Source organism: Clostridium sp. D33t1_170424_F3 (genome assembly GCF_015667585.1).
Lineage (GTDB): Bacteria > Bacillota > Clostridia > Oscillospirales > Acutalibacteraceae > Anaeromassilibacillus.
On the sequence record NZ_JADPEG010000009.1, the window covers coordinates 45,882 to 59,189 of the forward strand.

Below are 13,308 nucleotides of genomic sequence, written 5' to 3' on the forward strand. Positions count from 1 at the left end.
AGGGTGAATTTTTATGGGCGTATTATTGAATCACAACGGCTAAAATGGTACAATTAAAACTTAATAATGGCAATATATCGGAGGATTTCCTCCTTTTTGAAAAAAGAGATTGGAAAACACGGCGTCGCTGGCGTGTTTCCAAACAAACTAACGGAGCGGATTTGGAAGATGAAAAAGTGGAATGTTTTACCCTGTGACCGGTCGGGCGCGGAGGCGCTTGCCTGTCGGTATCAGGTGCCTGCGGTCATGGGAGTCCTGATGCAGGCGAGAGGCCTGACAGACCCGGAGCAAATTGAAAAGACGTTCAACGCGGAGGCTGTTTTTGCCGACCCAATGGAAATGGCTGATATGGAAAAAGCGGTGGATCGCCTTTGGCGTGCCGTGGATGCGTTTGAGAAAATCGCGGTGTACGGCGATTATGACGCGGATGGCGTAACCTCTACCGCCATGCTGTATTCCTACCTGGAATCCTGCGGCGCGGATGTATTATATTACATTCCAGACCGGGAAAACGAGGGCTACGGGTTAAACCTGGAGGCGATCGCCGCATTGCGGGAACAGGGCGTCCAATTGATTGTGACGGTGGACAACGGGGTTTCTTCCATAGAAGAGGTGGATTATGCCAATCAGCTCGGTATGGATGTTGTGGTCACCGACCACCATCAGCCCAGGGAAAGCCTTCCCGCCGCTGTTGCCGTCGTTGATCCGCACCGCCAGGATTGCCCCAGCGCCTTCAAGGAGTTTTCCGGCGTCGGTGTGGCGTTTAAATTGATTATGGCAATGGAAGGACCCGGGTGTGATGTGACGGGGCTTTTGGAAAACTACGCAGACCTTGCCGCGATCGGTACCATTGGCGATATTGTCCCGCTGACAGGGGAAAACCGCACGCTTGTCAAAGCTGGGCTTCCGCTTCTTTCGCGTACAGACCGGCTCGGATTGCAGGCGTTGCTGGAGAATGCCGGGCTGGATAACCGCAAGCTCAACGCGGGGAATGTCACCTTCGGCGTTGTTCCCCGGATCAATGCGACGGGGCGCATGGGAGCGCCGGAACGAGCGGTGCGTCTGCTGCTCTCCGAAGATCCCGACGAAGCGGGGCAGCTTGCCCTTGACATCTGTGACAACAATACCTATCGCCGCGAAATCGAAAGTGAAATTTTTGAACGGGCGGTGTCTGCCCTGCAGGAACGCCCGGAGCTGTTGCAGGATCGGGTGCTGGTCATTGCGGGGGAGGACTGGCACGCCGGTGTCATCGGCATTGTGGCGTCCCGCATCGTGGAGCGCTTTGGAAAACCGAGTATTTTGATTGCCGTAAACAACGGGGAGGCGAAAGGGTCCGGGCGGAGTATCGATGGCTTTTCCCTGTTTGACGCGGTCTGCTCCTGCGCAGATCTGCTCACCAAATTTGGCGGCCACCCCATGGCGGCAGGGCTCAGCCTCCTGCCGGAACAGATCGAGGCGTTCCGGATAAAAATCAACCGTTTTGCAGCGGAACGCTATCCGCTGATGCCGCTGCCGAAGCTGCGGATCGACTGCCTGCTGGAACCGGAGGAACTCAATTTGGAGCTGCCCCGCTGTGTCAAACTGCTGGAGCCGTTCGGCACGGGAAATCCGGCGCCCTTATTTGGACTTTATCAGGCAAAGCTGACGGATGTAACGCCGGTTGGCGGAGGCAAGCATCTCCGCCTGACGGTGATGAAAGGGCAGTATGCGATCCGCTGTATGCGCTTTGGTACAACGCTGGAGGAGTTCCCCTATGTGCCCGGTGATTTGTTGGACCTCGCGGTGACGGTGGAGGAGAAGCCGTTTAACGGCAAAAGCACGCTGTCCATTGTGGTGAGGGACTGCAAGCCCGCGGGCCTGGATGGCGGCAAGGTCCTGCGGGAACGGCAGATTTATGAAAAAAGCCGGCGTGGGGAGCGTTTATCCCAGACAGAGGCGGCGTCTCTGATGCCGGACCGGGACGCCTTTGCGGCGGTATACCGGTTTTTGCGCGCGGGAAACGGCTTTGAAGGCCAGGAGGAGGTTTTGCTCTGCCGTCTGCATAACCCGGCGCTGGAATTGGGCAAACTGTTTATTATGCTGGATGTGCTGGAGGAACACGGTTTGATCCGGCAGCGGCGGTTTGGCGGAGAATGCGAAATTTCCGTTGAGCCGGTCCAGGCGAAGGTGAATCTGTTTGATTCCAGAATTTTGGCAGGACTTCAAAGACTGCAGGAGGAGGGTGAGACGTATGTCAGAGCATCTCAGAACCTATGACGATCTGTTAAAATTGATTCAGGCGAGCGAGCGGGACTATGATATGCCGTTGATCGAAAAGGCCTATCAGCTTGCGGATTCCATGCACAAGGGGCAGATGCGCCTGTCCGGCGCGCCGTATGTTTCCCATCCGATCGCGGTTGCCTGTATCCTGGTGGAACTGGGAATGGATTCGGAATCCGTCGCGGCAGGCCTGCTGCACGATGTGGTGGAGGACACACCCGTGGATCTCGACCAGATAAAAAAGATGTTTGGTGAGGAGATTGCGATCCTGACAAACGGCGTCACCAAGCTGGGACGTATCCCGTTTTCCTCACGGGAAGAACAGCAGGCGGAAAACCTGCGCAAGATGCTCATCGCGATGGCGGAGGATATCCGGGTCATCATCATCAAGCTGGCGGACCGCCTGCACAATATGCGGACCATCGAGTTTATGGCGCCGCAGAAGCAGCGCGATAAGGCGCTGGAAAATATGGAGGTCTATGCGCCGATTGCGCACCGCCTCGGTATCCGGGCCGTCAAAGAGGAACTGGAGGACATTTCCCTGCGCTATCTGGATCCCATTGCTTATCAGGAGATTGAAAGCGGTTTGGCCATGCGCAGCAGCGAGCGCAAAGCGTTTATCGACCAGACCAAAAAGAGAATCCATGAGCGCGTATCCCCGCTGATCCCGAATGTGTATCTGGAAGGGCGCGTCAAAAGCATCAACGGCATTTACCGCAAAATGTTCATCCAGGGGAAGAACATGGATGAAATTTATGATATTTACGCGGTGCGTATCATTGTGGATACCGTGAACGACTGCTACAATGTGCTGGGAATCGTGCACGATATGTTCCGCCCGATTCCAAACCGCTTTAAGGATTATATTTCCACGCCGAAGCCGAATCTGTACCAGTCCCTGCACACGACGGTGCTGAGCAAGGACGGAATCCCGTTTGAAGTGCAGATCCGTACCTGGGAGATGCACCACACGGCGGAATACGGTATCGCCGCGCACTGGAAGTATAAGCTGGGAATCAATAACCGGGGCGATACGCTGGACGAACGTCTGGCCTGGATCCGGCAGATGCTGGAAAATCAGAAGGACAACGAGGACGCCACGGATCTGGTCCGCACCATCAAGACCGATCTTGCGCCGGAAGAGGTCTTTGTCTTTACGCCGAAGGGCGACGTAATCAACCTGCCGTTCGGTTCCACGGTTATCGACTACGCGTACGCCATCCACAGTGCGGTTGGCAATCGGATGGTGGGCGCAAAAGTGGATAAACGCATCGTTCCGATTGATTATAAGGTCAAAACGGGTGAGATTATCGAAATTCTCACGACAAAGGAAGGCAGCCACGGTCCCAGCAGGGACTGGCTGAAAATTGTCAAAACAAGCGAGGCGCGCAACAAAATCCGCCAATGGTTTAAAAAAGAAAAGCGCGAAGAAAATATCGTGGAAGGCAAGGCGGAACTGGAGCGCGAACTGCGCCGCAACAATATATTTTTCTCCGATGAGGAGATGAAAACCCTTTTAGAGACCATCGGCAAGCGGCAGAACTGCACCACGCCGGACGATGTCTACGCCGCGATTGGCTACGGCGGCATTCAGCTATGGAAGATACTGCCGAAGGTCAAAGAAGAATATAATAAGCTGAAAAAGCCGGCGCCGATGCTCACCGTGGAAAACCAGACGCCCAAACCCGCGCCGAAAAAGCCGGCGGGCGGCGTAACAGTGGACGGCATGGACAACTGCCTGGTCAAATTTTCGCGCTGCTGCAACCCGCTGCCGGGCGATGAGATCATCGGTTTTATCACGCGCGGTTTCGGCGTATCAATTCACAAGCGGAGCTGCACCAACGTGCCGAAGGTTATCAGCGAATCGCCGGAGCCGGAACGCTGGATTCAGGCGCACTGGACAGGCGTTGTCAAGGAAGAATTTAAATCCACGCTGGAGATCGTTGCAACGGACCGCCCCGGCCTTCTGGCGGATGTGACGCAGCAGATGTTCAACATGCATCTGTTTATCCATTCCCTCAATTCCAGGGAGACGAAGGACGGCAGCGCGGTGATTTCCGTCACCATCAGCATCAACGGACGGGACCATCTGCAGAGCATTATCACCCGTTTGAATGCGATTCAGGGCATTGTCTCGGTAAGACGAGCCTGACAAAGAAATGGAGATTTTCTATGACTGTAACAAAATTTGTCGTTGGGCCCTTGCCCACCAACTGCTATCTGCTGACGGACGACCGTACCGGAGCCTCTGCGGTTATCGATCCGGGGTATATGAGCGAGGAGCTGCGCCGTGCGGTGCAGAAAGCCGATGTACAGATGATCCTGCTCACGCATGGCCACTGGGACCATATTGCCGGCGTGGAGGAGCTGCAAAAGCTGACGGGCGCCAAGCTGGTTGTCGATGTGGACGATGAACTGTTCCTGACAGACAGCTCCCTGAACCTTTCAGTTGAGTTGACCGGACGCCCCCTTGCGCCGCTGCACGCGGACCGGACCGTTTCCGAGGGGGACAGCATCCAACTGGGCGATCTGACTATCCACGTCCTGCATACGCCGGGGCATACCATCGGAAGCTGCTGCTATCAGGTGGAGGACGCCATTTTTACGGGAGATACCCTGTTTAAACTCAGCGCCGGCAGGACGGATTTTCCCACAGGAAGCTATCCGCAGATTTTGTCTTCTCTGAAAAGGCTGTGCAGCCTGGAAGGGGACTATCACATCTACCCGGGGCATGAAGGGGTAACGACTCTCGCGTATGAGCGCAGGAACAATCCGTTTGTGGGAGCGTAGCATCATGGAAGAAAAAATGCAAAAAACGTCCGGACTGCAGGCGCTGCGGCTGCGCATCAAAGGCCATCCGTTTCACTACGAGATGGAAAACCTGTGCCGCCTTTTCTTTCCGTATCATAAGATGGAAGTGCTCGCCGGGGAGGAGGCGTCAGAACCGGCCGGGCTGTATGTGAATACGGAAATGCAGCGATTGGCAGATGGATACCATATCCGGGTGCAGCTTTCAATGGACGCCGATACGTCCACCGCTGAGGAGTCGGTTCCGGGGGACGCCCCGGAAAAAGAGCTGGAACGCCGCATGGCTGTTCTGCTCTATGGTTTGCTTATCAAGGCCTGTGGGTTTACGCCTAAATGGGGAATTCTCACGGGCGTGCGGCCCATCAAGCTGATGCGCCGGCTGTGCGGCGAGTCCGGAGAGGCGGAAGCGTCCCGCTATTTTCAGGAAGAACTGCTGGTCAGTCCGGAAAAAACAGAGCTGAGCCTGATTACGATGCGCAATGAACAGAAAATTCTGTCGTTGTCCCGTCCGGAATCGTTCAGCCTGTATGTTTCCATCCCGTTTTGTCCCACGCGCTGTTCGTATTGCTCGTTTGTGTCCACCACGGTGGAGCGTGCGGTCAAGCTGATGCCGGAATACTTACCTCTGTTGTGCCGGGAACTGGCGGTTACCGCGCAGATTGCAAAGGATCTGCATCTGCGGCTGGAATCGGTCTATATCGGCGGAGGGACGCCCACTACGCTTTCCGCGGAGCAGCTGGCGGTGTTGATCGATACGATTACGCAACAGTTCGATATGGGTACCTGCCGGGAGTTTACGGTGGAAGCTGGGCGGCCTGACACCATCACAGCGGAGAAGCTGCAGGCGATGCGGCCGCGCGGCGTGACGCGCATCAGCATCAATCCGCAGACGCTGAACGATCATGTACTGGAAACCATCGGACGGCGCCATACGGCGGCCCAGACGCTGGATGCGTTTAATCTGGCGCGGCGTTTCGGCTACGACGACATCAATATGGACCTGATCGTCGGCCTGCCGGAGGATACGCTTGAGAGCTTTCAGAATACGCTGGATCAAATACTGGAGCTGGACCCGGAGAGCGTGACCATACATACCCTCGCCCTGAAGCGCTCGGCGCGGTTGAATCAGGAAGAAAACGCGCTGTTCACCCGGGATGCGGAGATTGCGGCCCGCATGCTGGAGGATGGGGACGCAAAGCTGCTGGGCGCGGGGTACGCGCCGTACTATCTTTATCGCCAGAGCCGCATGGTGGGCAATCTGGAGAACACCGGGTGGGCAAAGCCCGGCAAAGAAAGCCTGTACAACGTCTATATCATGGACGAAACGCATACGATACTGGCATGCGGGGCAGGCGCCGTCACCAAGGTCCGCGACCCGAATTCAGATCGCCTGAAACGGATTTTTAACTTTAAATACCCATATGAATATAATAGCAGATATGAGGAAATGCTTACTAGAAAAGAGCAGGTGAAGGCCATCTATGAGGAATATTCTCAATCTAGGACATAATTATTTTCAGGTAGAAAATGAACTGGAGCGGATCAATTACCGCGCCGCACACTGCGCGCCGGAGTTTATCGCCCAGACGGAAATGGCTTTTCACAGGCACATTCAGGCAATTGCGCAGAGAATTGCCGGCATGGAACAGCCCTGCAAGGTCATGATGCTGGCCGGGCCTTCCAGCAGCGGAAAAACCACCACGGCGCATATCCTGCTCGACGCGCTGCGGGAGTGCGGCATTCGTTCCCAGGTGATTTCTCTCGATAATTTTTATAAAGGGGAGCGGCAGGCGCCCCTTCTGGAGAACGGCCAGCACGACTATGAGTCGGTGGAGGCGCTGAACGTGTCGCTGTTGGAACAGTGCCTGCTGGATCTGATGGAGACGGATGCGTGTGACATGCCGGTATTCGATTTTGAGAAACGCATGCCTTCCCCGTTTACCCGCCGGGTTCAGTTGAGCCCCCGGGAGATGGTTGTGGTTGAGGGCATTCATGCGCTCAATCCGGCGATCAGCCAGCATCTGCCGGAGGAGGGCGTCCTCAAGGCGTATATCAGTGTCAAACAGGGGGTGGATGAACAGGGGGAGCCGCTGTTGACGGCAAACCAGCTGCGGCTGATCCGCCGTTTGTTGCGGGATTATCATTTCCGCAACAATCCTCTGGAGCGCACGCTGGACATGTGGGAAACCGTTATGGCGGGCGAATATAAATATATCAAGCCCTACCGCGGAGAAGCGGATGTCACGATCAATTCCCTGCATTGCTATGAGCCGTGCGTCATGCGGGAGGAAGCGATCCCGCTGCTTCGCGCGGTCAGTCAGGAAAGCGTGAGCGGCGCGCTGGCGTGGGAGCTGGCGGATCGGCTGGAGCGCTTTGTGCCGATTCCGCAGGAGCTGGTTCCGGAGAGTTCCCTGCTGCGGGAGTTCATCGGCGGCGGGCGGTACAGCGAATCGTGAACATAATGAAAATACTTTTTGAACAAACGAGTTTCCGTTCCGTAATGCTTGAATCCGTCAAATATTGGTGCTATAATTTAACAAATAAAACAAAAAGGAGTGTGTGAGGATGGGACTTTTTGAAGATGTTGTTGTGAACGCGAAAACAGCAGTAAATGTCGTTGGCAAAAAAGCGGGGCAGATGGTTGATATTTCCAAGCTCAGGATCAACGCGGCTGATTTGAATAATGAAATTTCCAAACGGTTCGAGGCGCTGGGCAGGGTAATTTACGACGCCAAAAAGACAGAAAACGATTCGGCGGAGCTGGTCAACGAATGTGTGGCGGCGATCGACGAGCTGTATGAACAGCTGGACGCGGTAAACGAGCAGATTTCCTCGCTCCGCTGCAGGGTTGTCTGCAAGCAATGCGGGGAAGAGAATTCGGCTGAGGCCTGCTATTGCAGCAAGTGTGGAAACAAGCTGGATCAGGAATAAAGAAAAAACGGCGAAGGAGGGGACGGTCTGTGCCCCTCCTTTTTCTGTGCGTGTTTTAGGTCCAGTCCGCGCATGCTGGTCTATTTTTCTGCAGATTGCCGTATAATACAAAAGGACGAACGGTTCGGAAACGAACATTACATAAGAAAATGACGGAACGGAAGTGTTGCAATGGGAAAAAAGGCTGGACATACGACGAAACAGAGCTTTTTGCATGGCGCTTTGATTCTTTTGGTTGCAATCGCGATTGTAAAGGTGATTGGCGCACTGTTCAAAATTCCGTTAAATTTGATCATTACGCCGGTTGGTATGGGGTATTTTACCACGGCGTATAACCTGTATAATCCCATTTTCAGCCTGGCGACAGCCGGTTTTCCCATCGCTATCGCACGGCTGGTTTCAGAGAGCTACGCGCGGGGCCGGTTCCGCGACATCCGGCAGATCCACAAGGTGTCAATCCCAATTTTCCTCACCCTGGGCGCGCTGGCGTTTTGCCTGATGTTTTTCGGCGCAAAGCCCTATGTGGCCTATGCCACGGACAGCGGGGATATGAACGCGCTTCCTGCCATCTACGTATTGGCGCCCGCAATTATTTTCAGCAGTATGGTGGCGATCTACCGCGGCTATTACGAAGGGCTGCGCAATATGTACCCAACGGCTCTTTCTGAAGTGGTGGAGGCCATTTTTAAGCTGATATTGGGTCTTTCCGCCGCCTATTATGTCATCGGCAAGGGGCTGGAGGAATTCGCCGTCTCCGGAACCGTGTATGGCGCTGCAATGCCGTCTGAAGAGTATGCGAAGGCCGCAACGCTGCCCTATGCGGCGGCGGGGGCGATTCTGGGCGTTACCGTGGGCGCGCTGTTCAGTTTTTTATTCCTCTGGATCTATCATAAACGCAACGGGGATGGTATCACACAGGAAATGCTGCTCGGTTCTCCGCGGCCCCGCCCGATGAAGCAGACGATCAGCCGGATGATCCGTACGGCGATTCCGGTGGCGCTGGGGGCGCTGGCGGTCAACCTTTCCAGCCTGGTGGACACCACGTTTGTACAGCGGCGCCTGCGGGACATCATGTCGCTCAATCCCGATGTGCTGCTGAACCTGTACAATGGACTGCTCAGCGATGTGGTCATCCAAACGGACCGTGTGCCGACTTTTCTGTTCGGCTGCTACGGCAACGCTACCACCCTGTTTATGCTGATCCCCGCAATTACGCAGGCGTTCGGTGTTTCCGCTCTGCCCAGCGTTACCACGGCCTGGACGACGGGGGACCCGAAAAAGATCAAATACAGCATTGAATCCGTGCTGCGCGTGGTGGCGCTGATCACCATTCCGGCGGGTTTGGGCCTTTCCGTGCTCTCCGGGCCGATCACACGGCTGCTGGGATACAACTCCATTACAGGAAGCATCCTGGTGCTTTTGGGATTGGGCGCAATCTTCGCGGCGACCAACACGCCGATCAACAGCATGCTGCAGGCGGTCGGGCGCGTGGATATTCCCATCAAGCTCCTGTCCGTCGGATTGGTCATCAAGGTGGCATTGAACTATTATCTGGTGGGCATTCCGGAGATCAACGTGATGGGCGCGGGAATTGGCACGCTTGCCTGTTACCTGTTCCTCACCATCTTTGCATTGTTTTTCCTGTGCCGTGAAACCAAAGTCAAGCTGAACCTGTTTGCGCTTTTCGTCAAGCCGTTTTTATCCGGCGGCGTCTGTGTGGCGTCGGCTTATTTTGTACAAAAGTTTGCGGCCCAGCTGATTGGCCAGGACAAAATTGCGACGCTGCTTGCTCTCGCGTCCGCGGTGGTAATTTATACCATTTGCATGCTGTGGTTGAAAGCGCTGGATAAAAACGATATACTGATGTTGCCCAAGGGACAAAAAATTGCGAAAATACTTGAAAATCATGGGTGGATAAGGTAATATAAAAGCTGTTCCATTTTTTGCGGGAATTAGAAATTTCAGGAAGCTGAGCGTGCGTCATGTATTTTGGCGCTGGAAACAGAGGTGCAAAATCTTGGATTTTCAAAGAAAAGAAACCTATGACATCGACGATCTGCTGCAGATCATGAAGCTGCTCCGCGCCCCCGGAGGCTGTCCGTGGGACAGGGAGCAGACGCATAAAAGTATCCGCAATTGCTTCATTGAAGAAACCTACGAAGCGGTGGAAGCCATTGACGGCGACGATCCGGCGCTTCTGCAGGAGGAGCTTGGCGACGTCCTTCTGCAGGTGGTATTCCATGCGGAGCTGGAGAAGGAAGCGGGCCGGTTCACCTTTGCGGATGTGGTGGACGGTATCGCGAAGAAAATGGTGCAGCGCCATCCGCATGTGTTTGACACGGTTGTTGTCAACGGCACGGAGGATGTGCTGACCAACTGGGACGCGATCAAAAAGAAAACGAAGGACCAGAAGACCCAGACGGAGGTGCTGCAGAGCGTCAGCAAGGCGCTGCCGGCCCTGATGCGCAGCCAGAAGGTGCAGCAAAAGGCGGCGAAGGTCGGCTTTGACTGGCCGGACGTCTCCGGCGCGCTGGAAAAAGTGGCGGAAGAGACTGCAGAATTGCGGGAGGCGATCGAGAACGGCGCACAGGAAAGCTGTTCCGAGGAACTGGGCGACCTGTTGTTTTCCGTCGTCAATGTATCCCGCTTTATCGGAGTCAATCCGGAGCAATCTCTGAGCGAGGCCTGCGAAAAATTCATCGCCCGTTTTGCCAAAGTAGAACAGCTGGCAAAAGAACGCGGCATGGATATGGCGTCTGCCGGGATTGAATCGCTGGACAAGCTTTGGGATGAAGCGAAAATAATGAAATAATTCTCAGCTTTTTTCATCATACTATGAGAAAGCTGATGAATAATAAAAAAACGGAGGTTAATTCTTCATGAACAAAACAGAATTGATTACCGCTGTTGCGGAAAAAACCGGTATGTCTAAAAAGGATGCGGACAGCGCGGTAAATGCAGTTATTGATACGATCATTGAAGCGGTTGCCAATGAGGAAAAAGTACAGATTGTCGGCTTTGGTACCTTTGAGGTGCGCGCGCGCAGCGAGCGCCAGGGCCGCGACCCGCGTACCAATTCCCCGATCACCATCCCGGCTTCCAAGGTTCCGGCTTTTAAGGCTGGCAAGGCTTTCAAGGACGCCATGGTGAAATAAGGTTTGCCAAGTACTATTGGGGCTGCAATGATCCGGAGCCATTCCGGGCTGTTGCGCCCTTTTTGTTTTGTGAGAGAAGAAAAGGAGAATAGTATGAGACTGGATAAATACCTGAAGGTTTCCCGCATTATTAAACGCCGCACCGTTGCCAACGAGGCCTGCGACGCCGGCCGCGTGCTGGTCAACGGCAAGCCGGCGCGCGCTTCCTATGACGTCAAGGAGGGAGATGTCCTGGAACTGCAGCTCGGCCCGCGCAGCGTCAAAGCAGAGGTGCTGACCGTGGTGGAGTACGTCAGAAAAGAGAACGCGGGAGAAATGTACCGCATTCTGTCCGACGAAGCCGCTAAAGCGTAACAGCGCCGCATAAGCGAACCGATCCCCGCATAGGTATGAGACAAGAGCTGTTCCAGCGTTGCCGGGCAGCATTGATTACCAAAAAGCAGTGGGAGGAGTTCAGCATGACAGAGGAAAAAAAGACCGTGGGCAAATTGCCCCACAGTGTCATATTGGAAAATCGAAAGAATTTTACCGCGACCGGCGTTTCCAATGTGGACAGCTTTGATGAACAGACCATTGTGGCTTATACAGATTTGGGAGAGCTGATCGTCAAGGGCAGAAATCTGCATATCAACAAGCTGAATATTGAAACAGGAGAACTCACCCTGGACGGCGAGATCGCAAGCCTTTCCTATGCCGAGCCGCAGAGCACCGGAGGCGGACTCTTTTCCAAGCTGTTCAAATGATAGGGAGTGAAGCCTTGTGGAATTGTCGCTTGCGGTGCAGATGCAGGGGTTTCTGCTCGCCATTGGGGTGGGCTTTGCCCTGGCGATCCTGTACGATGTTTTAAAAATTACCCGGACGATGCTGCGCAGTACGCCTTCCCATGTGTTCTGGGGCGATATTGTTTTTATGACCGTGGCGGCGATCGTCACGTTTCTGCTGTCCCTGGCCGCCTGCATGGGGGAAGTGCGGTTCTATATCCTTGCGGGGGAGGGGATCGGCTTTTGCGTCTATTTTCTTACCGTCGGCCTGATCAGTATCCGTATTTTCCGCTTTATTCGTAAGGTGCTGGATATTTGCCTGTTTAACCCGCTGAAAAAGATTGGCGGTGCAATTGGGCGCTGGATTGGAAAGAAAGTTGCCAAGGCAGCGGACAAAGTAAAAAAAAGCCGGGCAAAGCGCAAAAACCGCTTGAAACAACGTAAGGATATAGTGTATAATGGTTCCAAGAAATCCAAAAAGAAGCAGAAGAAACAAAAGCTTCAGAAAGAACAAAAAAAGCGGTCAAAGAGGAGGGCGGATCCAAAGCATGAAAGTTATCAAAACTAAGAAGCAGCGGGGAAGCTTTCTTTTGCGCATTGCTATCATGTCCTTTGCCGTCTATATCGTATTTGCTCTGGTGAATCAGCAGGTGCAGATCAGCGAGAGAAGCCAGGAGCTGGCGGAACTCCAGGAGCAAATTCGAATTCAGGAGATCAAAAACGACGATATCAAACATTCGCTGGAAGCTGGCGATGAGGAAAACAGCGAGTACATTGAACGTGTGGCCCGCGAAGACCTCAATTATGCCCGGCCGGGAGAGCGCGTGTTTGTCAATATCGCAGGGGATTAAACCCGCGGAGCAGGAAACAGCTTTGCTTAAGGAGGAAAACACTTACATATGCAGCTTGAGGTAGGAGCCGTTCTGGAAGGGAAGGTTACAGGGATTACCAATTTTGGCGCGTTTGTAGAGTTGCCGGGCGGCAAGACCGGTATGGTCCATATTTCGGAGATTGCGCCGACTTTTGTCAAGGAGATCCGCGACTATGTCACGGAAAACCAAGTGGTTAAAGTAAAAGTGATGAGCATCAGTGAGGAAGGCAAGGTCAGTCTCTCAATCAAAAAGGCTGTTGCGCCGCCGCCTCCCAGAAGTTCTGCTCCTGTACAGCGTCCTGTACGGCCGGGGAATTACGAATGGCAGGGTCGGAAAAGTGAACCGGCCAGTTTTGAAGACATGATGTCCCGGTTTAAACAGACCAGCGACGAAAAAATGTCTGATTTAAAGCGCTGTATGGATTCCAAGCGCGGCGGGTATTCCCGTCACGGCGGCGGGTCCGGACAGCCAAAATAAAGAAAAAATGAGCGGAGTGCATGCACTCCGCTTTTTTGCAGATTC

Annotated in this window: 14 protein-coding genes; all 14 read left to right on the plus strand. The window is 54.1% G+C overall.

Annotated features, from left to right (window positions below; genetic code table 11):
* Nucleotides 1–96: 96 nt before the first annotated feature.
* The 14 genes from recJ to I4V53_RS07640 all read left to right on the plus strand — a co-directional run bounded on the left by recJ (nt 97) and on the right by I4V53_RS07640 (nt 13,263).
* On the plus strand, nt 97–2,256 hold the full coding sequence (recJ, locus tag I4V53_RS07575) for a single-stranded-DNA-specific exonuclease RecJ (RefSeq protein WP_286167072.1): 2,160 nt from the start codon (nt 97–99) through the stop codon (nt 2,254–2,256).
* Complete coding sequence (locus I4V53_RS07580) at nt 2,231–4,411, plus strand: RelA/SpoT family protein (protein ID WP_195985079.1); 2,181 nt, start codon at nt 2,231–2,233, stop codon at nt 4,409–4,411. Before recJ ends, I4V53_RS07580 begins: the two co-directional genes overlap by 26 nt.
* Nucleotides 4,412–4,431: 20 nt before the next feature.
* On the plus strand, nt 4,432–5,049 hold the full coding sequence (locus tag I4V53_RS07585; protein WP_195985081.1) for an MBL fold metallo-hydrolase: 618 nt from the start codon (nt 4,432–4,434) through the stop codon (nt 5,047–5,049).
* Between the two features lie 4 nt (nt 5,050–5,053).
* Nucleotides 5,054–6,577: a coproporphyrinogen dehydrogenase HemZ gene (gene hemZ, locus I4V53_RS07590; protein WP_286167073.1), complete on the plus strand. Its 1,524-nt coding sequence runs from the start codon at nt 5,054–5,056 to the stop codon at nt 6,575–6,577.
* Complete coding sequence (locus tag I4V53_RS07595; RefSeq protein ID WP_195985083.1) at nt 6,549–7,523, plus strand: uridine kinase family protein; 975 nt, start codon at nt 6,549–6,551, stop codon at nt 7,521–7,523. The genes hemZ and I4V53_RS07595 overlap by 29 nt, the downstream gene beginning before the upstream one ends.
* Before the next feature lie 109 nt (nt 7,524–7,632).
* Complete coding sequence (locus I4V53_RS07600) at nt 7,633–7,998, plus strand: zinc ribbon domain-containing protein (protein WP_074017449.1); 366 nt, start codon at nt 7,633–7,635, stop codon at nt 7,996–7,998.
* A 171-nt stretch (nt 7,999–8,169) separates the two neighbouring features.
* Nucleotides 8,170–9,921: a putative polysaccharide biosynthesis protein gene (locus I4V53_RS07605; protein ID WP_195985085.1), complete on the plus strand. Its 1,752-nt coding sequence runs from the start codon at nt 8,170–8,172 to the stop codon at nt 9,919–9,921.
* 94 nt (nt 9,922–10,015) lie between these two features.
* A complete protein-coding gene (gene mazG, locus I4V53_RS07610; RefSeq protein WP_195985087.1) occupies nt 10,016–10,810 on the plus strand; it encodes a nucleoside triphosphate pyrophosphohydrolase in 795 nt (264 codons plus the stop codon).
* 67 nt (nt 10,811–10,877) lie between these two features.
* A complete protein-coding gene (gene hbs, locus I4V53_RS07615; RefSeq protein ID WP_050697761.1) occupies nt 10,878–11,153 on the plus strand; it encodes a non-specific DNA-binding protein Hbs in 276 nt (91 codons plus the stop codon).
* Nucleotides 11,154–11,246: 93 nt separating this feature from the next.
* The gene (locus I4V53_RS07620) at nt 11,247–11,507 is read left to right on the plus strand and encodes an RNA-binding S4 domain-containing protein (protein ID WP_195985089.1); all 261 of its coding nucleotides are present in this window, start codon (nt 11,247–11,249) and stop codon (nt 11,505–11,507) included.
* Nucleotides 11,508–11,611: 104 nt separating this feature from the next.
* Nucleotides 11,612–11,896, plus strand: a complete 285-nt coding sequence (gene yabP, locus I4V53_RS07625; protein WP_195985091.1) for a sporulation protein YabP — start codon at nt 11,612–11,614, stop codon at nt 11,894–11,896.
* 16 nt (nt 11,897–11,912) lie between these two features.
* Nucleotides 11,913–12,482, plus strand: a complete 570-nt coding sequence (yabQ, locus tag I4V53_RS07630) for a spore cortex biosynthesis protein YabQ (RefSeq protein WP_195985093.1) — start codon at nt 11,913–11,915, stop codon at nt 12,480–12,482.
* The gene (locus I4V53_RS07635) at nt 12,463–12,765 is read left to right on the plus strand and encodes an FtsB family cell division protein (protein ID WP_195985095.1); all 303 of its coding nucleotides are present in this window, start codon (nt 12,463–12,465) and stop codon (nt 12,763–12,765) included. Before yabQ ends, I4V53_RS07635 begins: the two co-directional genes overlap by 20 nt.
* Before the next feature lie 48 nt (nt 12,766–12,813).
* Complete coding sequence (locus I4V53_RS07640; protein ID WP_195985097.1) at nt 12,814–13,263, plus strand: S1 RNA-binding domain-containing protein; 450 nt, start codon at nt 12,814–12,816, stop codon at nt 13,261–13,263.
* The last annotated feature ends 45 nt before the right edge of the window (nt 13,264–13,308 follow it).

What these genes read in the sequence shown, in the direction of transcription:
- I4V53_RS07580 (WP_195985079.1), top strand. Translation starts at nt 2,231, where the DNA reads ATGTCAGAGCATCTCAGAACCTATGACGATCTGTTAAAATTGATTCAG.
- I4V53_RS07585 (WP_195985081.1), top strand. Translation starts at nt 4,432, where the DNA reads ATGACTGTAACAAAATTTGTCGTTGGGCCCTTGCCCACCAACTGCTAT.
- hemZ (WP_286167073.1), top strand. Translation starts at nt 5,054, where the DNA reads ATGGAAGAAAAAATGCAAAAAACGTCCGGACTGCAGGCGCTGCGGCTG.
- I4V53_RS07595 (WP_195985083.1), top strand. Translation starts at nt 6,549, where the DNA reads ATGAGGAATATTCTCAATCTAGGACATAATTATTTTCAGGTAGAAAAT.
- I4V53_RS07600 (WP_074017449.1), top strand. Translation starts at nt 7,633, where the DNA reads ATGGGACTTTTTGAAGATGTTGTTGTGAACGCGAAAACAGCAGTAAAT.
- I4V53_RS07605 (WP_195985085.1), top strand. Translation starts at nt 8,170, where the DNA reads ATGGGAAAAAAGGCTGGACATACGACGAAACAGAGCTTTTTGCATGGC.
- hbs (WP_050697761.1), top strand. Translation starts at nt 10,878, where the DNA reads ATGAACAAAACAGAATTGATTACCGCTGTTGCGGAAAAAACCGGTATG.
- I4V53_RS07620 (WP_195985089.1), top strand. Translation starts at nt 11,247, where the DNA reads ATGAGACTGGATAAATACCTGAAGGTTTCCCGCATTATTAAACGCCGC.
- yabP (WP_195985091.1), top strand. Translation starts at nt 11,612, where the DNA reads ATGACAGAGGAAAAAAAGACCGTGGGCAAATTGCCCCACAGTGTCATA.
- I4V53_RS07635 (WP_195985095.1), top strand. Translation starts at nt 12,463, where the DNA reads ATGAAAGTTATCAAAACTAAGAAGCAGCGGGGAAGCTTTCTTTTGCGC.
- I4V53_RS07640 (WP_195985097.1), top strand. Translation starts at nt 12,814, where the DNA reads ATGCAGCTTGAGGTAGGAGCCGTTCTGGAAGGGAAGGTTACAGGGATT.